Source organism: Dyadobacter sp. 22481, from assembly GCF_052044875.1.
Taxonomy (GTDB): Bacteria; Bacteroidota; Bacteroidia; order Cytophagales; family Spirosomataceae; genus Dyadobacter; species Dyadobacter endophyticus.
The window spans coordinates 141221-166227 of the sequence record NZ_JBQENV010000001.1; the positions used below are offsets into that span (position 1 = coordinate 141221).

The 25007-nt window shown below is 52.2% G+C and carries 16 protein-coding genes; all 16 read left to right on the forward strand.

The window, feature by feature from the left end:
* Window positions 1–27 precede the first annotated feature (27 nt).
* The 16 genes from ACTJJJ_RS00555 to ureA all read left to right on the forward strand — a co-directional run bounded on the left by ACTJJJ_RS00555 (window position 28) and on the right by ureA (window position 25002).
* Window positions 28–1026, forward strand: a complete 999-nt coding sequence (locus ACTJJJ_RS00555; RefSeq protein ID WP_440701098.1) for a FecR family protein — start codon at window positions 28–30, stop codon at window positions 1024–1026.
* Between the two features lie 209 nt (window positions 1027–1235).
* Window positions 1236–4850, forward strand: a complete 3615-nt coding sequence (locus ACTJJJ_RS00560; protein ID WP_440701099.1) for a SusC/RagA family TonB-linked outer membrane protein — start codon at window positions 1236–1238, stop codon at window positions 4848–4850.
* A 46-nt stretch (window positions 4851–4896) separates the two neighbouring features.
* The gene (locus ACTJJJ_RS00565) at window positions 4897–6351 is read left to right on the forward strand and encodes a SusD/RagB family nutrient-binding outer membrane lipoprotein (RefSeq protein ID WP_440701100.1); all 1455 of its coding nucleotides are present in this window, start codon (window positions 4897–4899) and stop codon (window positions 6349–6351) included.
* A 39-nt stretch (window positions 6352–6390) separates the two neighbouring features.
* On the forward strand, window positions 6391–9426 hold the full coding sequence (locus tag ACTJJJ_RS00570) for an amidohydrolase family protein (protein WP_440701101.1): 3036 nt from the start codon (window positions 6391–6393) through the stop codon (window positions 9424–9426).
* Between the two features lie 14 nt (window positions 9427–9440).
* Window positions 9441–10955: a M20/M25/M40 family metallo-hydrolase gene (locus ACTJJJ_RS00575; protein WP_440701102.1), complete on the forward strand. Its 1515-nt coding sequence runs from the start codon at window positions 9441–9443 to the stop codon at window positions 10953–10955.
* Window positions 10956–10993: 38 nt separating this feature from the next.
* The gene (locus tag ACTJJJ_RS00580) at window positions 10994–13966 is read left to right on the forward strand and encodes a DPP IV N-terminal domain-containing protein (RefSeq protein ID WP_440701103.1); all 2973 of its coding nucleotides are present in this window, start codon (window positions 10994–10996) and stop codon (window positions 13964–13966) included.
* A 103-nt stretch (window positions 13967–14069) separates the two neighbouring features.
* A complete protein-coding gene (locus ACTJJJ_RS00585) occupies window positions 14070–14630 on the forward strand; it encodes a sigma-70 family RNA polymerase sigma factor (RefSeq protein WP_188931765.1) in 561 nt (186 codons plus the stop codon).
* A 348-nt stretch (window positions 14631–14978) separates the two neighbouring features.
* Window positions 14979–16265 (forward strand): hypothetical protein, encoded by a 1287-nt coding sequence (locus tag ACTJJJ_RS00590; RefSeq protein WP_440701104.1) that lies wholly within the window; start codon window positions 14979–14981, stop codon window positions 16263–16265.
* Between the two features lie 71 nt (window positions 16266–16336).
* The gene (gene urtA / locus ACTJJJ_RS00595; RefSeq protein ID WP_229221939.1) at window positions 16337–17641 is read left to right on the forward strand and encodes an urea ABC transporter substrate-binding protein; all 1305 of its coding nucleotides are present in this window, start codon (window positions 16337–16339) and stop codon (window positions 17639–17641) included.
* A gap of 48 nt (window positions 17642–17689) precedes the next feature.
* Window positions 17690–19327: an urea ABC transporter permease subunit UrtB gene (gene urtB, locus ACTJJJ_RS00600; protein WP_440701105.1), complete on the forward strand. Its 1638-nt coding sequence runs from the start codon at window positions 17690–17692 to the stop codon at window positions 19325–19327.
* A gap of 51 nt (window positions 19328–19378) precedes the next feature.
* Complete coding sequence (gene urtC / locus ACTJJJ_RS00605; RefSeq protein WP_440701106.1) at window positions 19379–20485, forward strand: urea ABC transporter permease subunit UrtC; 1107 nt, start codon at window positions 19379–19381, stop codon at window positions 20483–20485.
* A 50-nt stretch (window positions 20486–20535) separates the two neighbouring features.
* Window positions 20536–21291 carry an urea ABC transporter ATP-binding protein UrtD gene (gene urtD / locus ACTJJJ_RS00610; RefSeq protein WP_426295244.1) on the forward strand — a complete coding sequence of 252 codons (756 nt, stop codon included), beginning with the start codon at window positions 20536–20538 and terminating at the stop codon, window positions 21289–21291.
* Between the two features lie 2 nt (window positions 21292–21293).
* Window positions 21294–22004: an urea ABC transporter ATP-binding subunit UrtE gene (gene urtE, locus ACTJJJ_RS00615; protein WP_440701107.1), complete on the forward strand. Its 711-nt coding sequence runs from the start codon at window positions 21294–21296 to the stop codon at window positions 22002–22004.
* A gap of 83 nt (window positions 22005–22087) precedes the next feature.
* Entirely contained in the window at window positions 22088–23917 is a 1830-nt protein-coding gene (locus ACTJJJ_RS00620; protein WP_188931756.1) for a sensor histidine kinase, read from the forward strand.
* A 35-nt stretch (window positions 23918–23952) separates the two neighbouring features.
* Window positions 23953–24618 (forward strand): response regulator, encoded by a 666-nt coding sequence (locus ACTJJJ_RS00625; RefSeq protein WP_188931754.1) that lies wholly within the window; start codon window positions 23953–23955, stop codon window positions 24616–24618.
* Between the two features lie 81 nt (window positions 24619–24699).
* Window positions 24700–25002: an urease subunit gamma gene (ureA, locus tag ACTJJJ_RS00630; RefSeq protein ID WP_188931752.1), complete on the forward strand. Its 303-nt coding sequence runs from the start codon at window positions 24700–24702 to the stop codon at window positions 25000–25002.
* The last annotated feature ends 5 nt before the right edge of the window (window positions 25003–25007 follow it).

Below are 25007 nucleotides of genomic sequence, written 5' to 3' on the forward strand. Positions count from 1 at the left end.
TTGATGTTTCCCTTAACTGGTGTTGCCATGGAAGTCTCCAAACAACTTGTCATGCATTACTTTTCCGGAAAGACCACCTCCGAAGAGGATAAGGTGGTAGAGCAATGGCTTGCGTTGCATCCGGACAATGCCGCCAGGGCGTTGGAATGGATCAGCAAGGAAGCGCAGGAAAAGGATCAGGAAATTTTCGGAGATCTGATGATGTCCAAAGGGCAAGTCTGGGCCGATGCACGGCAGCGACTTCCGAATGCCCGTGCCAATCGCAAAAAGCCCTTCACCTCCTATGAGAGTCAACGGACTCTGAAAAGATATCTGGCCATCGCCGCGAGCCTTATATTGATCTGTACGCTTGCCTGGTTCCGGCTGAAACAACCCGAAACAGTCCATATCGCAGCCGCTTACGGACAAACCCGTCACATCATCCTTCCCGACAGCTCCGAAGTAGTTCTGAATGGTAACAGCAGCTTGCGGTACCCGGCATCCTGGGATGGGCGCCCGCGCGAGGTATGGCTGGAAGGAGAAGCTTTCTTTGACGTGAAACATCTTCGGACACATTCGGCTTTTACAGTCCATTTGTCTGCGGACAAAAACATCCAGGTGCTGGGAACGCAATTCAACGTGATCGACCGGCAAACCAGGAGTTGCATCGTGCTCAGATCCGGAAGTATCCGGCTAAGCCTGGCAGGAACAAAAAAACAGGTTTACATGACGCCAGGCGATATGGTGCGGATCAGTGAGAACGGCTCGGAAATAACCGGAAAGGAGGTTGTCAATCCCGAAAACTATTCGTCCTGGACCCGGGGCCGCTGGCGGCTTGATGGTACTTCGCTACAAGAAATGCTGCAAAAAATCGAGGAAAATTATGGCGTGACGGTACTGGTCGAAAACCGGGAACTGTTGACCAGAAGAGCTTCCGGCTCTATTCCACTGGGCTCAACAAACGCCGAAACCGTTATCGGGGACATCGCCAATTTGTTTGAATTACATTTCGTCAAGAAAGATAGTAAGCTGATCCTGGCCCGGTAACCGGCCAGCTTCCGGGGAAAGACATTGTGCTCCATAGCCGCAAAACGGGGTGCAGTCTTTATTGTAAACCCCAATTTACCCAGTCATCATTAACCCAGAGCCTGTCGGCGTAAGTCAGCTGTTTGAAAAGACCGTTGACAAGGCGCTACCTGGCCGTGTATTGCAGTTACGTATAACCTGTTTCGTTACTTAAACTACGGATGACCACTATGAAAAACATTTCCAGGATTGCACTATGCATGTTTTTAGGGCTGATCGGCTACCCGGCGAGCGCTCAGGGACAACTGGTCTCATACCTGAGCGAAAACCGCGAGGCCGATCAGCCTCATCAACCGCAATACATTCAGTTGAAAGACGGGCTTATGGCGCTTGAAGGAAAATTCAATGTATCGATCGCCTACCAAACGGGGCTTATCGACCAGATTCAGATAGACAGAAAGCTGCTGGTATCGCCCAACAAGGATGCGACGATTGAAAGCATGCTCGAAACGGTACTGAAAGGCTCGAAAATACATTACCGAAAGCCACGCGAGGGGTTCTACCTGCTCTACAAGGAGGAAAATACACCCAAAGCCCAGGTTAAAGGCAACGGTGACTCCCCGAATGTCCTGTTGAAAGTCGACGCCAGCCCGGACTACGACAACAAGGCATTCGGTATCAGCGGCAAAGTGTCTGAAAAGACGACAGGAAGCGGAATTCCCGGGGTTAACGTGCTTTTAAAAGGAGCCAACATAGGCACCGTTACCGATGAGCAGGGTGGGTTCAGAATTGAAGTACCATCGACGGAGGGGGTGCTGGTATTCTCCTACATCGGATATGTTACACAGGAAATACCCATTGCCAACCAGTCCGTTGTGAATGTAGTCCTGGCTGAAAACGTGCAGGCCCTTTCGGAGGTAGTCGTGACCGCGTCGGGGTTTAAGGAGGCGGCCGACCGGTTGGGTTCAACCAGCAGTAAGGTCGCCGGAGAAGCGCTGGCAAGGTCGGGAGAGACCAGCGTGATCAACGGCCTGGCCGGGAAAGCGGCGGGGGTACAGGTATCCAGGGCTGCCGGCGATCCGGGTGCTGCGGCGTTTATCCAGATACGCGGCCAGAACACGCTCACAGGCAATACGCAACCGCTGATCGTGGTGGACGGTATCCCGATCAGCAATACCACCGAGGGCGGCACCTCGGGTGGCGTAGTGCCCCAGTCGCGCCTGAACGACATCAATCCGAATGATATCGCCTCTATGCAGATACTGAAAGGCGCCTCTGCGGCCGCCCTATGGGGCTCCCGCGCTGCAAACGGGGTAATTTTGATTACCACTAAAAAAGGGGCCGACAGTAACAAGCTTAATATCGGTTTCAGCTCCACATTTTCGATCGACCAGATCAACCGCTTTCACCCTTTCCAAGACAAATTCGGGCAAGGCGCCGGAGGTGTCTACAATCCCAATGGGGCCAACGCCTGGGGGGATAAGATTGCCAACCGTGCCGGCGGTGCGGATGAAGTCAATGCGGCAGGGGCCTTTTTTGAGGCTGTTGATGGTACGAGGTATTATCCCATTATTAAAAAGAATTCACAGGATGTTTTTAATACTTCCAACTATGACAAGGTTTTTCGCGACGGTCATTTTATGGACAATGCGTTGAGCCTGAGCGGCGGAGATCAGAAAACTACCTACTTTTTCAGCATTGGCGACATCCGACAGAAAGGTGTACAACGCGGTAACAGCACCTACAACCGCACCACGCTGCGACTGAATGTGGAGCGTAAATTCAATGAAGTGGTGCGGATGTCCGCCACGGCCGCCTACACCAAGAGCTTTTCGGACAGGATCCAGCGGGGCAACAACCTGGCAGGGGCGATGGTGGGCCTTTTACGCAACCCGGCAGACTTCGATATCTCCGATTACAAAGGGAGCTACTATACCAGTCCGACGGCGTCGGCGGTTACCGGCCGGCAGCGTGGGTACCGCAGCTACCTGGGAAGCGTCATCAATCCGGCCAACAACAACGCGCTATGGGCGCTGTACGAACAGCAGAATTCTACCGATGTCGACCGCTTTATGAACAGCGCCGAATTGGGGATCAAGCCCGCTGCATGGCTGGATATTGTTGCCCGCGCCGGGCTGGATACGTATTCCGACGAACAAATCAACTATTTTCCGGTCAATGACATCACCGGTGCGGGAACCGGCCAGTACAGGGAGCAGGTCACCAAAGAAACCCAGGTGAATGCGGACCTTCTGGCTCGGGCCACCAAAGATTTTGGCCCCAATTTCAGCTCCACCTACGTGGCGGGCATCAACATCAATAACCGCAAATACAATAACATGGGTGTGACGATCTCCAATTTTCTGGTGGCCGACGCACCGGCAAACTTTGCCAATGCCACTGCGCTCAACCGTACGCCCGTTAACCTGAAAACGGAGGTGCGTACGGTCCGGGCGTACGCTACCGCAAGTTTTTCGGCTTATGACGCATTGTTTCTGAACCTGTCGGGCGCCGCAGAATCGGCTTCGTCTTTCGGTGCGCTTTCCGACAAAACATTCTACTATCCTTCGGCGGACTTAGCCTGGGTTTTTACCAGGCTGAAATGGATGGACCGGGTAGGGGCTATCAATTTCGCCAAGCTGCGCGCATCCTACGGTGTGGTGGGTGTGCAACCGCTCCCATACCGCTCCAATACGATCTTCTCTTCCACCATTTTTAGCGCCAACCCCTGGGGAGACAACCTGGTGGGCTCCCAATTCGGCAATGGCGCCTATACCCAGGGCAGCTCTATGGGCGACCAGTATCTGAAACCGGAGCGAAAGACCGAGTACGAAGTCGGTTTGGATATGCGCCTGCTCGACAACCGCTTGAAATTGGGCTTGACCTACTACAATAATAAGATACGCGACGTGTTGGTACCGGTAACCCTGGCGCCCAGCACGGGCTTCGCCACCAAGTACACCAACGCCGCAATACTCCAGAACAAGGGCCTTGAAATGGACCTGAGCTATGATGTGATCCGTAAGGGAGGCTTCAACTGGGCCGTTCGCGGGAATTTTACCCGGAACCGCAGCAAGGTGCTCGATCTGGCCGGTACGCAGTCGCTGTACCTGGTAGGTGGTATCGAAAATTTTTTGGATGCCCGCGCGGTCGTGGGACAGCCCACAGGCGTATTCTGGAGCAGCCGCTACCTGCTGAGGGAAGATGGGTCGATGATGCTGGATGCCAATGGATTTCCCGTGGCAGACCCGGTTACCGGGGTAGTGGGCGATCCGAACCCGGACTGGATAGGCGGCTTTGGGACTACATTGTCCTACAAGAAATTCAGCCTGGATGTGCTCTTTGAAACCTCGCAGGGCGGCGACTATTTCAGCGGTACCCGGGGTGTTATGTACAATTTCGGCACGCATCGCGACACTGGCAATGAAGTCACGCTGACCACCGACACCAAAAATTACGCAGGCAAGACCATCCCCGCTGGAACCACGGTCCGCGGTAATCTGAAGGACTTTGGGGCAGGCCCTGTGCTGCTGGACGAAAGTTGGTACACTACCCTTGGTAGCGGATTTGGGTCGTTGAAGCAGCAGTTTGTGGAAGACGGGAGCTGGACGCGTCTAAGGCAGCTTTCACTTTCCTACCGGTTAGATACCGAGGCATTCAGGAGGGCAACGAAGCTACAATCGGTAGAGTTTTCGGTAACCGGTCGTAACCTTTTTTTATGGACGAAAGTGGTAGGCATCGATCCGGACACTAACCTCTCAGGAGGACCTGCTGGCCGCAATATGGATTACTTTAATACCCCCGGCACACGTTCGTACCTGTTTACCATTAAAGTAAACTACTAGCATTCCGCAACCCGTAGCATCCATTTCACAGCATTTACAAATCACGATGAAAACGACGAGAAGGAAACTGATAATAATTGTAGGCATGGTCCTGGGAGCCGGGCTCATCTCCTGCGAATCACTGGTCGACAATATGAACACCGACCTGAACAATCCCACCGATGCCTCGGCATCTTTGATCCTGACCGGTGCCCAGTTGGGGAACGTTTCCGTGCAGGAAGGCCACCTGGCGCGCGTGGCGGCGATGTGGTCTGGTTACTTTACCGGCACCGATCGTCAGTACAAGGATATTTACAGCTACAACGTCACCGGCGCGTCCTTCAATGACGTCTGGCAGTTTGTATACCAGGGGGTCGTAGAGCAAACCAAGCTGGTGATTACCAAGTCCCAGACTACGAATAACCGGCTCGTGCAAGGTATCGCAAAGATCACCCGTGCCCATGCGCTGGGTACTGCTGCGGCCTGCTGGGGTGATGTTCCCTTTTCGGAGGCTGCTGACATCGCTCGGTTTCCCAATCCGGCTTTTGAGCCACAGGTCGAAGTCTATCAAAAACTGCAAGCGTTGCTCGACGAAGCTATTGCCGATCTGGAATCGGGCATTGGCAGTTCTCCCGGGGCTGCCGACATTTTCTTTCAGGGAGATGCAGGCAAATGGAAGGAAGCTGCCTATACGCTTAAATCGCGGTTCTATATGGAAACGAGGGAGTACCAGCTGGCCTATGCCGCAGCAGGTAAGGGGATCGCAGGCGCGGCGCGCTCGCTTGTGGTTACGCACGGAAGTACGCTGAACGTGAATGAAAACCTGATGTACGCTTTCATCGCCAGAAACCGGGTGGGAGATATCAATGCGGCGTTGTCGCTGGCACCGAAACTATTGAACCCGGCCAGCCCGGATTATCGTGGCAATGCCAGAACAGACGAAACGGCGCGCTATAACCATCATTTCATCACCGTAAACGCCAGTGGTACGCAGATTCCGGTTTCTCCCAATACCAACAGCTCGACAACTTCCAGAGGGCTCTTCGGTCAATCGGCACCCTATCCATTGGTTACCTTTTCCGAGAATCTGCTCACATTGGCGGAGGCCGGGTTGAGAAGCGGCGGGGTGGCAACCGGACTGGAAAAGCTCAATGCTTTCCGCGCCTACCTGAATGCCGGCGGGGATCTTGATCCGACCTACAAAACGTACACTTACCGGTACGAACCCTACACGGCCAGCGATATCGCGCCGGGCGGCATGCTCAACAAAGACGGCATTCAGGCGGAGCAGGCATTATTGCGGGAAATCCTGATGGAAAGGTACCTGACTTTTAACGGGCAGATCTTAGGTTTTAATGATCTGAGACGGACCAGGAAAGAAGCCGTGGCGGTGCAATTATCACCGAATGCAGGCGTCGCTTTGCCCGAACGGATGATTTACAGCGAAGCGGAAGTAAATTCCAACACCAGCGCCCCGCGCCCGGTCCCCGGGGTATTTGTAAAAACACCGGTAAATCTTTAATAAATTGTTTTGTAATCTGCCAAACCGATCCATAACCGAATGATGTTTTTTCAGAATCAAAAAATATGGCTGCTGCTTTTAATGCAGGCAGTGCTGTTTACGGTCAAAGCCGCGGCGTCGCCGGCTGACTCGGTGAAGGTTACCCTCACAGAAGGGACCAACCTGGCCATTGCCCTTTCACCCGATAAAAAAACCATTGCGATGGATTTGCAGGGTACCATTTTTACCATTCCTGTTACTGGTGGAGCGGCTCGCGCTGTGACCGACGAATTCGGTGATTGCCGACAACCGGTATGGACTCCGGATGGTTCCCAGATTACTTTCCAGGCATTCTGGGACGGAAACTTTCACATTTATTCGGTTGGGAAAAACGGCGGGAATCCCGTGCAGCACACATTGGGCAGCTTCGATGACCGCGAACCCTGCTGGTCGCCGGACGGCACCCGTCTGCTTTTTTCGTCTGACAGAAGCGGCAACTACGACATCTGGCAACTCGAACCGGCAAGTGGCAAGCTCACTCAGCTTACCAGTGACCCGGGAAACGATTACTTTCCTGCATTCTCTCCGGACGGCTCGCAGATCAGCTACGTCTCGGAACGAAGTGCAGCCCCGGGGATTTACATGATGGATAGTGCAGGCCGGGAGAAACTGTTTCTGACCACCACCGGCAAACTCGGTGCTCCTGCTTGGCATCCGAGCCAGCCCAAAATCGTTTTCCATAATTTTATCGAGGGTAAAACAGTGCTGGATATGGCCATGATCGGCGGAGGCGAATGGGTAACCCTTTCCGCAAACGGCGAAGATGTATTCCCTTTCAAAGCCAGCTGGATTTCCGATACCGAATACCTTTATACGTCAGGGGGAAAGATCAATCGCGGAAAGCTCGGCGAGCAGCAAAAACTTTCAATACCATTTGCCGCTCAAATGACATTGGGCAGAAAACCCTATCCATCTAAAAAATATGATTTCAACTCAGCAAACAGCCACCCCGTTAAAGGTATTCGGGGGCCGGTAGTCTCACCGGACGGCAACAATGTCGCTTTTACCGCATTGGGGGATATGTACTTGCTTAAAAAAGGCAGCGCTGTACCGACGCAGCTGACCAACGATGAATTCATTGAAATCGATGCGGCATGGTCGGCGGACGGCAAACGGCTCGCGTACCTGAGCGACCGCAAGGGCGACATGGACCTATATGTGCGGGAAATGGCCACAGGTAAGGAAACCCTGCTGCTGGACGCTGACGGGCCACTTACCCTGCCTGCCTGGTCGGCCGATGGAAAACAAATTGCCTATTATCAAAAAGACCCATCGGTTTTCGGGCGTTCTTCGCTCCGGGTCATTGATATTGTTTCAGGCAAATCCACAACTGTTTTCGAACCGGTTTTCGATGGCTCTCAGCCCAGCTGGTCACCGGACGGCAAATACATCGTCATATCTTCGCTGGTTCCCTACTCAACCCGTTATCGGGAGGGTGTCAGCAAATTCCTGCTTATTTCGACCACCGATAAAAGTTATCGCTACGTGACGCCTATCAATGAGAGGACACTTTCCACCCGTGGAAAAAACGGGCCGTACTGGTCACCCGACGGTAGCAAATTCGCATTTTCGATGGACGGTGTGCTCTGGACAGTCGCAGTAGGAGCAAATGGCGACCTGCTTGCCGCCCCTCGCAGGCTGACCAACGAACTGGCTGAAAATCCGAGCTGGACGGGCGATTCGAAAAGTATTGTATACATGGCGACAGATGTTCTCAAGAAGGTTTCCGTAATAAGCGGCATTACCGAGACGATTCCGGTTACACTTAACTACAAAGCACGTCAGCCCACGGGGCGTTATATCATTCAAGCCGGAAAACTATTTGACGGCAAGACGGATGGTTACCAGAGCAATGTGGATGTGGTCGTCGAAGGCAACCGTATCATCAGCATCGAGCCACATAAACCAGGACGGGCAGGGAAATTGATCGATGCATCTTCCCGGACTGTGATCCCCGGTCTGGTCGAAATGCATACACACCAGTCGGCCAGTGCGGGTGAACCTCTGGGGAGGTTATGGCTGAGCTATGGCATTACCACGATCCGGGAGCCGGGTGGCGATCCTTATGACGTCATTGAACGGAAGGAATCCTGGATCAGCGGGCGGAGGCTCGGGCCCCGCGACTTTTATACCGGCGGGATTCTGGATGGCAGCCGGATCTATTACGGGATGAACGTGGGCAATGTTCCCGGCGCACAGCTGGAACTGGAATTGGAAAAAGCAAAGCGGCTCGATTTCGATATGATCAAAACCTACGTCCGGATGCCCGACCTGATGCAGCAGCGCATTACGGCTTTCGCGCATTCGATTGGCGTACCGGTGTCTTCCCACGAGATTTATCCGGCAACGCGCTATGGTGTGGATGCCGTAGAACACATGGGCGCGACAAGCCGGAGAGGGTATTCGCCCAAGCTGACGGCCCTGAATAATTCGTATCAGGATGTTACCGAGCTGCTTATCCGGTCGGGAATGAACATCACACCGACCGCTTCCCTGCAAGGCGGGCTGCCTATGCTGGTTGACAAGGACCCCGCCTTTTTTGAGCATAAACAATTTGCTGCCTTTTATGGGCCGGCTGTCGTCGAGCAGATGAAAGCGCAAACGAGCCTGCGGACTAAGGGCAATCCGGCCTTTTTAACGACATTTTCAAATATCCAGAAAACGGTCAAAACCATGGTAGAGCGCGGAGGGCACGTCACGCCCGGCACTGATTCCCCGATTATACATCCGGGGATCAGCTACCATGCCGAGTTGCAGAGCTGGGTCGACGGCGGTATCTCGCCCTTTCAGACGCTTCGGTCAGCCACGCTGTATTCAGCTGAGGCACTGGGTGTCGCCAAGGACCTGGGCACTTTGGAGAGGGGAAAGCTTGCCGATATGGTGATCGTCGACGGAGACCCGCTTAAAAATATCAAAGATGTTCTCAATGTGCAAACGGTCATCCGGAACGGCGAAATCTTTGGCATTGAGGATATTCTGAAAGCCAGGGTCGAACAAGGCAAAACGGTACTGCCGGGTTTTCATTCAAGCAACTAAGCGCTCCAATGACGATGAAAGTCCTACTCATCACAGTCCTTTCTTCCCTGATTTTCCTTTCCAGGGTAACCGCTCAAAACGATCAGCTTGTGAGCGAACGGATGCTGCCGGCCATTGAGGAACTGAAAGATTTTGTGGCGATCCCCAATGATGCGCTGGTGGCTGAGGATATCGACAAAAATGTGGATTGGGCCCGAAACGCTTTTGTGAAAAGAGGTTTTGAAATCTCGGTGCTTAAAACGGATAAAATGCCCCTCTTTCTGGCAAAAAAAGCTTTCCAGGGTAGTCGTAAAACGGTGCTTTTTTACTTTCACCTCGATGGTCAGGCCGTGCGGCAGCCAGAATGGTTTCAACAAAATGCCTACTCAGCCGTGTTGAAGGAAAGAGACCAGACCGGTACGTTCAGTGAAATCGATTGGTCAATGCTGCGTAACGGAAAAATCAACGACGAATGGCGGCTTTTCGGGCGGTCGACATCCGACGACAAAGGTCCTATTATCATGTTTTTGCAGGCCCTGGATATGCTAGCCACTCAGAAGCAGCAACCACCATTCAATATTAAAGTGGTTCTGGATTGTGAGGAAGAAAAAGGTTCCCCCGGGCTCAAAGGCGCGCTGGCAAATTACAAGACCGAGCTGGCGGCCGACTATCTGATCGTCATGGACGGCCCTATGCATTCGTCGAACCTTCCCACCCTGACTTTCGGCTGCCGGGGCGGTACAGGCTTTTCACTGACGACCTATGGCGCCATTACCCAGCAGCACAGCGGGCATTTCGGGAATTACTCGCCCGATCCGACATTTAGCCTTTCCAGGATAATCGCCTCGATGAAAGATGAAGACGGCAGGGTTTTAATCAAAGGCTTTTATGACGGCATCAAGTTCGACGACCAGGCGGCGAAGGTAATGGCGGCAGTACCCGACGTGACGGCCGACATTAACGACAGGCTGCAAATCGCGGCAGAAGAAAAAGTAGGGAAAAACTATCAGGAATCGATGCAGTATCCGTCCCTGAACGTCCGGGGCCTGAAGGCGGCGGTGGTAGGGAAGGGGGGCGGCTCGATCATACCGGAGCAGGCCATCGCCGAATTTGGCATCAGGCTCGTGCCTGAAACCGACGGAAAAAGAATGACCGGGCTTGTAAAAACGCATCTTGAGGGTTTGGGGTACCAGGTCGTCGACCATGTCCCGACCAAAGCAGAAAGGCTACGGTACCCCAAACTGGTTTTTATGGACGGCGGGGGAGGAGGCTCCCCGGCGTTTCGAACCGAAATAGACTCGCCAATAGGAAACTGGCTGAAAAAATGTGTGACAACGGCTTTTCAGACCGAGCCCGTCATCATACGGATCATGGGCGGCTCGGTGCCGGTAGTGCCTTTTATACAGGCCCTCGGAGTACCCGCGGTGATTGTACCGCTTGTGAATATGGACAACAACCAGCATAGCCCCAATGAAAACCTCCGGCTGGGTAATCTCAGGTCCGGTATCAAAACCTGCTATTCAATTTTAACGACACCTATCGATCGATGATCCGTCACCGGCAAACACGCGCAATCGTTTTCAAATTAATGTCTGCCAGCGCAAGTATCATGCTGGCGGGCATTTTGCATTTAACACCGGCAGCCAACGCTTCCCCACAGCCACCTGCCGATTCAGTGAAGGTTACCCTTACCGAAGGGACCAATATGGCCATGGCGCTTTCGCCCGACAAGCAAACGATCGCAATGGACCTTCAGGGGACGATATGGGTACTGCCCGTAACGGGCGGCAACGCGAGAGCCATTACCGACGCGCTCGGCGATTGCCGGCAGCCAACCTGGTCACCCGACGGGACCCAGATTGCCTTTCAGTCCTACCGGGACGGTTATTTCCACATTTGGAAAGTCAATAGGGACGGCAGCGGGCTCCGGCCACTCACCAGCGGAATCTACCATGACCGTGAGCCGTACTGGTCACCGGACGGGACCAGCATCGCATTCTCTTCCGACCGCAGCGGCAATTACGATATCTGGAAAATTGTTTTAAAAAGCGACAGTCTGGTGCAATTGACCGATCACCCCGGTAGCGACTATTCCCCCGTTTTCAGCACAGATGGCAAAAGCATTGCTTATGTATCCGAACGCGCTACGGCTGCGGGCATCTATATGGGAGATTCGGAAGGCAAGCATCTGTTGTTTGTGCACAGCAAAGAGAAGTTGGCCTCCCCGGTATGGCATCCCGACGGACAGCATATCATCTTCAACAGTTTTGCAGCAGGGATAAGTCAGCTTGAAATGGTAAAAACGGGAGGCGGTGATTGGCAGACCCTGTCGCGGGACGTGGAAGACGTATTTCCGTTCAGAACAGCCTGGCTTTCGCCTACCGAATACTTGTATACGGCCGACGGGCAGATCAAGCTCGGCAGGATTGGAACGAGCACGGCGGAAACAATCGCCTTTACAGCCGAAGTAACGCTTGCCAGGGACAGGTATGCACCTAAAAAACGCGACTTTGACACAGCCGTTTCAACGCCCGTACAAGGTATCCGCGGGCCGGTGGTTTCCAACAGCGGCAAGTTCGTAGCGTTTGCTGCACTGGGAGATATCTGGGTTTTAGAAACGGGTAAATCCCGACCGGTGCAGATCAACAACGACGTGTTCATCGATATCGACCCGGTATGGTCTCCCGATGACCGGTGGCTGGCCTTTACTAGTGACAGAAATGGTAATATGGATTTGTGGATCAGGGAAATAAAAACCGGAAAAGAGGTGTGCCTGCTGGATGCGGCGGATAACCTGAAATTTCCAAGCTGGTCGGCCGACGGCAGCCAGATCGCGTTCTATCAGGCCGATCCGAATGCTTACAGTCGTAGCAGCCTCACCGTGATCGACGTTAAAACGCAAAAAGTGACGACCCTGTATGACGGATTGTTTGAAGCTTCGCAGCCCAGCTGGTCAAATGACGGCAAATACCTGGTGGTTTCTTCGCTGGACCCGTATTCCAGCCGTTTTCGTGAGGGGATCAGTAAATTTCTCGTCATTCCATCCGATCGGTCCGGGGCACGTTTCGCATCCCCGGTCCCGGGGCGTTCGCTGGCTACGCGAGGCAAAAATGGCCCGGTGATTTCCCCCGACGGCAAGGCGATCGCCTACATTCTGGATAATGTGCTCTGGACCGTCCAGGTGGATGCCCGGCTTAATATCCTCGGGCGGCCGGTTCAGCTGACGCATGAGCTGGCGGAAAACCCCAGCTGGACGGGTGATTCGAAAAGCATTGTTTTCCTGGCCACGGATAAGCTCAAAAGGGTCGCTGTCTCCGACGGACGCATAGAGCCGCTCAATATGGAATTTAACTGGGAACCGCAACAGCCTGAGGGGCGGCTGGTGATCCACGCGGGAAAAATTTTCGATGGTGTATCGGATAAATACACAGAGAATGCCGACATCGTCATCGAGCAAAACCGTATCAGGGAAATTGTGCCGCATCAGCCCGGACGGAAGGAAAGGGTTATCGACGCTTCGAGACAAACTGTGATCCCGGGCCTCTTTGAAATGCATACCCATCAAAATGCCCAATTAGGCGAAAAAGGCGGCCGGTTGTGGCTGGCATATGGGATTACTTCCATACGGGAACCCGGCACAGATCCCTACGATGCATTGGAGCGGAAAGAGTCCTGGACCAGTGGCAAGCGACTGGGGCCAAGGAGTTTTTTCACCGGTGGTCATATGGAAGGCAACCGGATTTATTATAACCGTAACACCAGCAACGTAGCAGGAGCCCAACTGGAACTCGAACTTGGCCGTGCGGCCACATTAGGGTACGACATGATCAAAACCTATGTGGGGCTGCCCGATATTTTACAAAAAAGGGTCACTGAATTTGCCCATGCACACGGCTTGCCGGTATCATCGCACGAGATATATCCCGCCGCGGGCCTGGGCGTCGACGGAGTGGAGCACATCGGGGCAACGAGCCGGCGGGGGTATTCTCCCAAATTGTCGGCGCAGAACAAGAGTTACCAGGATGTCCTGGCCCTGACGGCACAATCGGGCATCTACATGACGCCTACTATTTCACTTCACGGAGGAATGAATGCATTGATATCGGGCGACAGTTTATTTTTCGACCATTGGCAGTTTCAGGCATTTTATGCTGAGAAGCAAAAACAAGAGCTCCGATCTGCTGCCGCAAGAGCCAGGGGATCGAACAAGACCTACCAAAATATCGAAAAAACGATGGTCCGGCTTATGCGGTCAGGGGCCAGGCTTACGCCGGGGACCGACTCTCCGATCATACCGTCGGGACTAAGCTACCATGCAGAACTCCAAAGTTGGGTGGCTGCCGGGCTTTCACCGTTTGAAACTTTACGTGCTGCGACCCAATGGTCGGCCCGACAAGCAGGGGCTGGTGACGACCTGGGTGCGATCCAACCCGGCAGGCTTGCCGACATAGTGATCATCGACGGAGATCCGTTGACGCGGATCAAAGATCTTCTGAATGTAAAGGCGGTCATCAAAAACGGACAATACCTGGATATTAAAGACCTTAAAGAAGCGAAATGATACATTATTCTGCCGGGTAATTGCAATACAATTTATTATATTTAACAATATGATTTTTACGGAATAATATTTTGATAATATTGCTATTTCAACGATAAAAAATATGAATAAATCAACATTTTCCGACGATCAGCTTGTTGATCTGATCGCGGCGGACGATACAGAGGCATTCAAAATACTGTTTGACAAATATTATTCGACGCTGGCCCGAATCCTGATGCGCTATTCGGATGACCCCGAGCTGATCAAGGATTGGGTCCAGGATATTTTCGTTATGCTCTGGGAAACCAGGGCGCAGCTTCAAGGTTACCAGATCGCCAACTTTAAGGCCTATTTTATTGTAATGGCGCGCAATTATGCGATGCGCGTGCTTTCCAGAAAGAAAAGAGGAGTGTTGGTTTTCATCCGGGAAATGGAAAGATGTGATGTCCCGGATAATACCCTCTGTGAAAGCCTGGACGAAGCCGAACTACAACTAATGCATGATGCTGCGCTGGCCAAGCTTCCTCAAAAGACACAGCAAGCCTACCTCCTTAACCGGCACAAAGGACTCACATACGGCAAAATAGCCGATAAAATGGGGATTTCCGTTAAAACTGTCGAAGCCCACATATCCCGTACGATCGCATTCCTACGGCAGGAACTGGTCATTTATCTGCGTTAAATCGCTTGCGAACAGCTTTTCCCCGGCGCGCGTGAAGTGGACGATAGAACACTGAATAAGAGTTAATGAATAGATGTAGTTCTGTAGGGCATGGAATAGGTAACTGTCCGAGGAGCTGCAAACATGGTGGGAAAGTCGCTGTCGTAAATTACTTAGGTATATTGTGGTATCCGTGAATAGTTAATTATAGGATCTGGTTGTGATCTATAATGCGCTGAAATGGAGGTTAATAATCTTATTTAAAGGATAATTATAAACTTTTCATGAAAATAGGGTGATTGTTTGTACGTACGTAATTTGTTTATATTTTTGAACTATATTACTTACGTAAACAAATCAACGACCATCATGAAAAGACTTTTCCTACATGCAGGATTGCTGCTGCTGCTTTGCCAGGGCGTCGCACTGGCCGATGGCAGTCAAGATGCGAGAGATCGAAAGGCAGCCCGGAAAGTGCGTGTGCTGCGTGAACTTCCCGGTTACCTGGCGCCGAAGGATTCTGCGCTGGCGGCAGAAAAAGCAGAGGACGACTTCAAGCCGTCCATTCACGTAGGTGCGATCGTGCACATGTTCGCTTCCGCGGAGCAATCGGGGTTCGGTGGTAATGTTACCAGCAAGGCAAGTGACTGGAACAAAGGGTTTTCGCTGTACAGGGCTCGCGTGCTGGTCGGTGGGCAGCTTTCCCGGAAGGGTAGCTTTTTTATGGAGACAGACCTTCCGTCGCCCATAGGTATCCAGCTGGGAGATAGCACCAAAAATGTAAAAGTGGCGCCGATCCTGCTCGATTGCCAATATGAATATGCCTTTTCCAATGCATTTCAGCTCATTGCAGGGATGCAGCTCGTTTCCAGCAACCGGAATGGCTTACAGGGCGCTGCCGGGCTAATGGCCAACGATTTCACCTATTTTCAATATCCTTACAACCTGTTTGCCGAGAGCCCGTTGCAAGGTAACTTCGGTCGCGACCTGGGTGTGAATGCGCGCGGGTTTTTGTTGAAAGACAAATTGGAATACCGGTTGGGTTTATTCACGGGAAGGAACCTCGATGGTCAGGCGCCGTTACGTATAGTGGGTCGCGTTGCTTACAATTTCCTCGATCCCGAAAAAGATTATTACTATGCCGGTACCAAACTCGGCGCGGGCAATACCATCGCCTGGGGTGCGGGTTTCGATACACAGGGTTCCTATTACAATGTCGGTACGGACCTTTTTATTGATAAAAAAGCCGGTGACGCCGGTTCGGTAACCCTGAATGCTGCATTTCAATACATGACGGGCGGCACGAATGTCAATTCGAAATATTCCTTTGCACGTCAGATTCCCAAACAAACGGTGCAGTTCCTCGAACTGGGTTACTATTTCAAGAAATCGCGTATTCAGCCCTGGCTGCGTTACGAAAACCAGCATATATCCGCCAGCAAAGAACAGGTTGGTTCGGAACTGATCGATAATTTTGACAAGGCCAAATCGAGCAGCGTTTACGGCGGCGGGTTGAACTACTTTTTTAATGGAAGCGCCACGAATCTTCGTCTCTCCTATGTAGCGCGCAAGCACAATGTGGCCGACGCGGGCGGCGGATATAGCTCGAAGACGTACGGCCAGGTTTGGTTGCAAGTGCAGTTTTTCCTATTTTGATCCACTCCGGCACAGTCCGGAAGGTTTCTGTTGATCTTAATTTTCACTCATATCACTATTAAAATTTACCGATGAAAACATTCAAAATGTCTTACCAGGTAGTATGGATGGTTGTGCTGGTGCTCGCACTGGCGGCTTGCGGCGGCTCGGGTTCGGGAGGAAACGAAGGGGGCAAAAAAGAAACCGTGAAAGTTGGCATCCTGCATTCGCTGAGCGGAACGATGGCGATTTCCGAAGTTTCGCTAAAAGATGTCGTGCAAATGGCCATCGACGAAATCAATGCGAAAGGCGGTGTGCTCGGCAAGCAGATCGAACCGGTGATCGTCGACCCGGCATCGGATTGGGACCTTTTTGCGGAAAAATCGAAGGAATTATTGCTGGATAAAAAGGTGGCTGCGGTTTTTGGTTGCTGGACGTCCGTTTCCCGCAAATCGGTACTGCCGGTTTTTGAGGAAAACAATGGCTTGCTGTTTTATCCTGTGCAGTACGAAGGCGAGGAGTGCTCAACGAGTGTGATCTATACGGGTGCAACACCCAACCAGCAGTTGATCCCCGCCGCCGAATACATGATGAGTGAAGAGGGAGGAGCTTACAAGAAGTTTTACCTGCTGGGGACCGATTATGTTTTTCCAAGGACGGCCAACAAGATACTGAAAGCGTTTTTGCTTTCGAAAGGCGTTCCCAAAGAGAATATCGTGGAAGAATACACGCCGTTTCACCATCAGGATTACCAGACGATCGTTTCCAAAGTGAAGCAATTCGCGGCTGGTGGTAAGGCCTGTGTGCTTTCGACCATCAACGGTGATTCGAATGTGCCGTTCTACAAAGAGTTTGCAAATCAGGGGCTTTCGGCTGCTACCTGCCCGATTATGGCGTTCTCGGTAGCGGAAGACGAGCTGCGTGCAACGGATACCGAATTTTTGGTGGGCCACCTGGCGGCATGGAATTACTTCCAGTCCAAAGAATCGGCTGAAAACAAGAAGTTTGTCGAAGATTTCCGCGCATTCTGCAAGAAAAATAACCTCCCCGGCGGCGACAAAAGGGTAACCGACGACCCGATCTGCTGGGCTTATACGGGCGTATACCTGTGGGCGAAGGCAGCCGAAAAAGCGGGCTCGTTCGAGGTATCCAAAGTGCGCCCTGCATTGTACGGCCTCGAATTCGAATCTCCTGATGGTCTGGTGAAAATGGATACCAAAAATCACCACCTGGCCAAGCCGGTAATGATCGGCGAGATCAAGCCCGACGGACAATTCGATATCATCTGGCAATCGACAGGCCTGGTTAATCCTGAACCATGGTCGAAACTGACTTCCCCCGATAAAGACTGCGATCACGTGGCGCACGGCGGAACGTATACAGTCGCAAGTAAGTAGGCATCTGTCCCAACGCGGTCATCGCGACCGCATTTAACTTCCCTGGTTATGAACTGCATTCAAAAGGTGTGGCTGGTGATCCTCTTGTCCATAGGAATGGGTCACGGGGCGATTGCACAGCAGGCAGACAGCATTTCGATTCGGGTTGCCGCCGTCCTGAACCCGCCGAACGATACGGCCCGGAGCCAGGCGCTGCGGTATCTGGCGGCGCAGAAAGACCCCGCGACCTTCCCGCTGCTCGCGGCAATCAATGACAAGAAGCTTTATACGCTGGATGGCAAGCCAGTCACGACGGGCGAGGGCGAAACTTCCGGCGGAAAAGAGGTTTTTACAGTCTTTTACCTCTATCCGCAAAACAAGCCGGCAGCCACAAAGCTGTCGGCCGAGCAACTGCAAAAAGTGGAGATCAGCAGATCTGAAAGGCTTATACTTAACGTTGTTTTGCCCTATCTGAATTTGACCAGCCATGATCCCCAAAAGCGGATCATGGCGTACGGTCAGCTCGTGGACGCGAAGGATACTGGGAAAATCGCGCTTCTTGAAAAAGCATTGAAGCAAGAAACCGATCCGGGCGCGCTGACGGCAGGCAGGGAGGTGCTTTTTCAGTTGAAACTGAATGAAACCGCTTCCGAACATCAGGCAAAGGCATACATCGACAGCCTTGACCAAAACTGGGGTGAAAATGTGGGGCTGATCCTGAAAAATTATGCGGAAAAAGGCAATGTGGTGTCGGCGCGGGCATATGCTGCCGAAAAGGTAAAGTCGCTTGAAAGCCTGCAAGGGCGTATCGAGAAGGCACAAAATCTGTTCAGCGGCATTAGCCTGGGTAGTATTCTGATCCTCATCGCGCTTGGCCTGGCGATTGTGTACGGGCTGGCAGGGATCATCAACATGGCTCATGGCGAATTTCTGATGATAGGCGCTTACACGACCTATTGCATGCAATCGCTTTTGATAGAAACGCTGGGCGTGAAATCCGATTTGTATTTCTGGGTATCGCTGCCGGCCTCGTTTGTGGTGGCCGGGGTGTTTGGATTGGTGCTGGAAAAGTTGGTGATCAGGCATTTGTACGCCAGACCGCTGGAAAGCCTGCTGGCAACCTGGGGCGTCAGTCTGATTATGGTGCAAACCGCGAGGAGTATTTTCGGAGATCTGACAGCAGTGAAAGCTCCCGCATTCCTGGCTGGTGGCTGGCAGCTGATGCCGCATTTGGTATTGCCGTTTAACAGGTTGTTTATCATTGGATTAACGATCGTCGTAGTCTCGCTCACCTACCTGATGCTCTACCGCAGCCGCCTGGGAATCCGCATTCGCGCGGTCACCCAGAACCGCACCATGAGCGCATGCCTGGGCGTAGAGACGCGCCGTGTGGATGCGATCACATTCTTTTTGGGTTCGGGACTGGCGGGGCTTGCCGGATGTGCCATGACGCTGATTGGTAATGTGGTGCCCGATATGGGCCAAACCTACATTGTCGATTCCTTCCTGGTGGTGGTGACAGGCGGCGTCGGGAAGATTGCCGGGGCCATTGTTTCCGGACTGGGCATCGGCTTCCTGACCAAGGTCCTGGAATCGTTCTATGAAGCTGTTTATGGAAAAGTGCTCATTCTGGCACTGATCGTGATCTTCCTGCAATTCAAACCCCGGGGGCTCTTCCCCGACAAGGGGCGGATCGCCGAGGATTGACGGAAAGGTATTGTCAATTTTGAAGGGAAACCAATGTTATCTCAATCGATTATGGGAAATAAAAAGGATTTCGGGTGGTATGCATGCTGCATTGCATTGTTCCTGATTATTTTGCCGCTGGGAAATGTGCTGGGTTTTGTATCCGGTAACACGATCTCGCTCTGGGGCCGCTACTTCTGTTTTGCGATCGTCGCGCTGGGCGTTGACCTCATCTGGGGCTATACCGGCATTCTTTCCATGTGCCAGGCCTTTTTCTTCTGTCTGGGCGGGTACAGCGTAGCCATGCACATAGTACTTAGGGGCGCAACAGCCTTGGGAATCAACGGCATTCCAATGCCCGACTTTATGGCCTGGAACCAGGTTGAATCATTACCGTTTTTCTGGGTGCCCTTCCAGTCGTTTGGCCTGGCAGTGGTGCTGGGGCTGCTCATTCCGGCTGCATTTGCACTGGTTTTCGGGTATTTTATTTTCCGAAGCCGTATCCGGGGCGTTTATATGGCCATTATCACCCAGGCACTGGCGTTAGCAATGTGGCTTATTTTCCTGCGGAACGAAACTATGCTCGGTGGTACCAACGGCCTGACCGACTTCAAAACGCTGCTTGGGCTCAGTCTGTCAACACCGGGTGTGAAGCTGGGACTCTATCTGCTTTCGCTGCTCACGCTGGGTATCGCATTCTGGCTGAGCACGAAGCTCGTCGACTCCAAGTTTGGTAAAGTACTCCAAGCCATCCGTGACAGCGAGTCGAGGACGAGTTACACCGCCTATCGCGTCATGCATTATAAACTGGCCATATTCATCGTAGCCGCATTGCTCGCCGCCGTTGCCGGCATGCTTTATGCACCTCAGACGGGCATTATTACGCCCGGAAGAATGGACGTACGGGCGTCGGTTGAAATGGTGATGTGGGTGGCGATAGGCGGCAGGGGGAAATTAAAGGGGGCTATCTTAGGTTCACTGATCGTCAATTTCCTGTACAGTATTTGCACCAGTCTTTTCCCCGACTCTTGGCTGTTTATCCTTGGTTTCTTGTTCATTATCACTGTATTGTATTTTGATAAAGGACTACTAGGTATGCTGGAAACGGTAATTGCCAAACTGGGAAGAAAGCGTACACCGGCCGCCGAGCCGACAGGTCGGGAGGTAGTGCAGTCGTAACGCTGCATGGCTGGTTATCTGTTATTTCAAATCACAAAACTGCCATTATCATGCTATTGACAGTGAAAAACCTATCCGTCTCCTTCGGGGGCGTCCATGCACTGAATTTGAGCCATTTCAATTTGCTGGATCGCGAACTCAGGGTTATTATCGGCCCCAACGGCGCAGGTAAATCGACATTCCTGGATATTCTGTGCGGCAAAACCAAAGCGGATGCCGGCGAAGTCCATTTCGACGGTCATCCGGTATTGGGTAAAAGCGAAGTGCGGATCGCCGACATGGGCATTGGGCGGAAATTCCAGAAACCTTCTGTATTTCCCAGCCTGACGGTCTATGATAATATGCTGCTCGCTTTCAAGATGAACAAGGGCATTTTCGCTTCGCTTTTTTTCAAACCCAGCGTGCAGATCGACGACCGCATCCGCGAGGTAGCATTGAAAGTGGGTTTGCAGAAATGCCTGGGAAAAATTGCGGGAGAGCTCTCGCACGGACAGAAACAATGGCTGGAAATCGCCATTGTGGTTTTGCAAGACCCGAAACTGATGCTGATCGACGAACCGGCGGCGGGGATGTCGGATGAGGAAACAGAGAAAACCGGTGAACTGCTGCTGCAACTTGCCCGCCAGCACGCGATTATCGTGATTGAGCACGACATGAAATTTGTGGAGCAGATCGCGCAGGACCTGGTAACCGTGCTCGTGCGCGGGAAGCTGCTCATGGAAGGCACTTTCGACGACGTACGTAATGACCAGCGGGTGATCGACAGTTACCTGGGCCGGGCTAATGTTCAACTTGAAAATTTCTGAGAATGGGGACGCCGATCTTGAAAGTCAGTTCGCTGACATCCGCCTATGGGCAAAGCACGATCCTCTGGGGTACGTCGCTGGAAGTGAAAAAGGGAACCGTGACCACGGTAATGGGCCGCAATGGGGTGGGTAAGACCACTTTGCTGAAAACCATCATGGGCATTGTGCCGCCGAAAGACGGGACCATCGAATACAATGGCGAGCCCGTAACGAAGTTGCCCGCATTCAAAAAATCGAGAATGGGCATTGCCTATGTGCCGCAGGGAAGGGAAATTATTCCCAAACTGACGGTTTATGAAAACCTCAAACTCGGCCTTGAAGCGGTTCCTGACCGGAATGCTAAAATTCCCGAGGAAGAGATTTACACCTTATTCCCGATCTTGAAAGATTTCCGAAACCGGCTGGGCGGTAACCTCAGCGGTGGCCAGCAGCAACAGCTGGCCATTGCCCGCGCGCTCACGGGAAGGCCGTCGTTACTGCTCCTGGATGAACCGACCGAAGGCATTCAGCCTTCCATTTCGCAGGAGATCGGGCAGATATTGAAGACTTTGGCGCGGGAAAGAGGCATTTCGGTATTGCTGGTAGAACAAAAGATCGACTTCGCCAGCCCGGTCACGGACTACTACTATTTCATGAGCCGGGGCGCGGTGGTTTCGGAGGGTAATGCGGAGGAAATGAGTATGGAAGAGCTGCAAAGCCACATTTCGCTTTAAGTTTTACAGGTTTACATAATGCATATGCTCATGTACCTACGTATCTTTACGCGTAGGTACATGAGATTTTCCAGTTTCAGCCCATGTTAAGAAAACAAGTTGTCCAGGACGAAACCCAGGAGCGGAAGACATTTCTGTACTTCACCTGGCTCTATGTGTCGGCATTGCTGATTGTGGCGGTGATTTCGATCCTCAGCCAAATCCTGATCCAGCGGTATCTCACCGCCCAGCGAGACGATTCGCATATTATCAACTATGCCGGTCGTTTACGTACTTACAGCCAGACGCTGAGTAAAACAGCATTGCTCATCGAGTCGGGAAGGGACGTGGAATCCAACCAGAAGGAATTTGTGAACACCCTTAAACAATGGCAGAAGGCGCATGTATCGCTTATCAGCGGTAACTCCTTTTTAAACCTTCCCCCTAATAACCGTAAGGAGATCGCCATGATGTACGACATGGTGAAAGATCCTTACCAGGAGATACTGGCGGCCTCCAATAAAATGGTGGCTGTCATGGACAATCAAAAGGCCGGGGACTCGCTGAACATCGGACCTTATGTGAAAAAAATACTGGAATACGAAAAATCGTACCTGCTCGGCATGGAACTGATCGTATTCGACTACGACCGTTTCTGGCGGCAGAAGGTACGTACGTTGAAGGAGATCGAATACATCCTGCTCGGCGTTGTGCTGTTTACGCTTCTCCTGGAAGCGGCGCTGATCTTCTTTCCACTTTCGATCCGCATCCGGCAGACGATGACCGGGCTTATCGATTCGGAAAACCGTTCAAAGCAACTCGCGAAGCAATTGCAGGAAAGCAGCATTTCCAATGAAAAATCGCATAAGGAGCTTCGGGAAACCAATTATGCATTGGAAAAGGCAACCTATCTGGTCAAAACAGACCAGGACGGCAGGATCATTTATGCCAATGACAAGTACTGCCATGTGACCAAATACAGCGGCTCCGAATTACGCGATCGACCGCTTTTTTACAATAATCAGGGCGGAAACGAGAGCATTATTTACAGCCATATCCGCGACCCGCGCCGGCGTACGGAAGTATGGCAGGGAGAAGTATTCGACACAGCCTCCGACGGTTCGGGTTTCTGGCTGGACGTGACATTGATGCCGATCATCAATAATCAGGGCGAGCTGTATCAGTATCTGGTCGTTTGCACCGACATTACTAAGCGCAAAAACACCGAAAAGGAACTCTGGTTGCTTACCGACGAGAAAATGCGGCGGCAGGAAACCGAGCAGCATATTCGGTCGCTGTCTATCATCACCGGGCAGGAAAAGGAACGCGAGCGCGTCGCCGCCGAAATCCATGACGGGATCGGGCAAATGCTCACCAGCCTGCGTATGAAACTGGAACAGGTCGACGACCGGATGGAGCATAAGGACCCGGAAATTCACCGCGTCAACGAGTTGCTGGCGGCGATCATATTTGAAACCAAACGCATTTGTGCGGACCTGCTACCCAGCGTACTGGAAGATTTCGGGTTGCGCTCGGCGATCAGGGAGCTGGTCAAAATGTGCCGGGAAGCATCAGGTCAGCTCACTTTTCACCTCGAAGAGAACATCAAGACCGAAGCATTGCCGCGCGAACTGGAAGTCGGGGTTTTCAGGATCTTGCAGGAAGCGCTGAACAACGTGATCAAGCATTCGGGCGCGACGATGGTCGAAATCCACGTGGATAGCGACAGCGAGTTCCTGAACATGATCATTCAGGATAACGGGAAAGGATTTTATTTTGAGAACCAATATATTTATTCGCGGGAAAAGTTTCCGAAGGCGCATGGGTTGCGGGGGATGAAGGAACGTGCCGATCTGCTGAGAGGTACGCTCAATATCAGTTCGGAGCCCGGAAAAGGGACTACCGTCCAGCTTGAACTTCCGTTGCACCTTTAAACTAACTTCTCACGACAGTCAAACGACCCGATCACATGAAAAAAATCGCTGTATTTTTAGTCGACGACCATGAAATATTCAGACACGGTCTCAAGCAGCTCATCAACAACGAGCCGGATATGGAAGTGTCCGGCGAGGCCTCTTCGGGCGAGGAGGCGATCGCAGCACTTGCGCACATCCCCGCGGACGTGATCATCATGGACATCCGCATGCAGGGTATCAGCGGGTTGGATACCGGCAAATCGGTCATTAAGGCCAATTCCAATGCGAAACTACTGTTTTTTAGTCTCTTCGATAACCCAGATTACGTAAGCACTGCACTCGATATGGGCGCGAGCGGCTACATTTTGAAAGATACAAGCAACAAGATTTTCCTGCATGCAATCCGCTCGGTTCATGGCGGGCATTTCTATTTCATTGGCGATGTGACCGACACGGTAGTGCGGAAATACCACGAGCAGCGCAATGCTACCGGTGAGGCGTCGGCTGTTGCGGGTGCGGCCGAAATCGCGCTTTCCAAACGGGAGCAGCAGATTATTCGCATGATCCATCAAGGAGTGAGCAACAAGGATATCGCCGAGACGCTCGGTATCAGTATCCGCACCATCGAAGCACACCGTTTGAATATCCTTCGCAAGTTTCAGGTCAGTACGATCGAGGAAGCGATGGAAAATGCGCGGGCAGCTTCCTTATTGGTTTAAAAAATACTTCAAAAACTTGCAGCGCTTGGAATAGGTACTTATATTTACGTACGTAATAATACCTAAGTAATTCCGAGCGCTATGCATTTATCTCCCAGAGAACAGGAAAAGCTCATGTTGTTTCTGGCCGGCGAGCTGGCCGAAAAGCGAAAGGCCCGCGGGTTGAGACTGAACTACCCCGAATCGATCGCGCTGATCAGCAGCCGGTTGCAGGAAGCGGCACGTGACGGGCATTCGGTGGCGCAACTCATGCAGTTTGGCGCTACGATTCTGGCCCGTGAGGATGTCATGGAAGGTATTCCTGAAATGATCCATGATATTCAGATCGAAGCTACCTTTCCGGATGGCACCAAGCTGGTGACGGTCCACAATCCGATACGTTAAAAAGT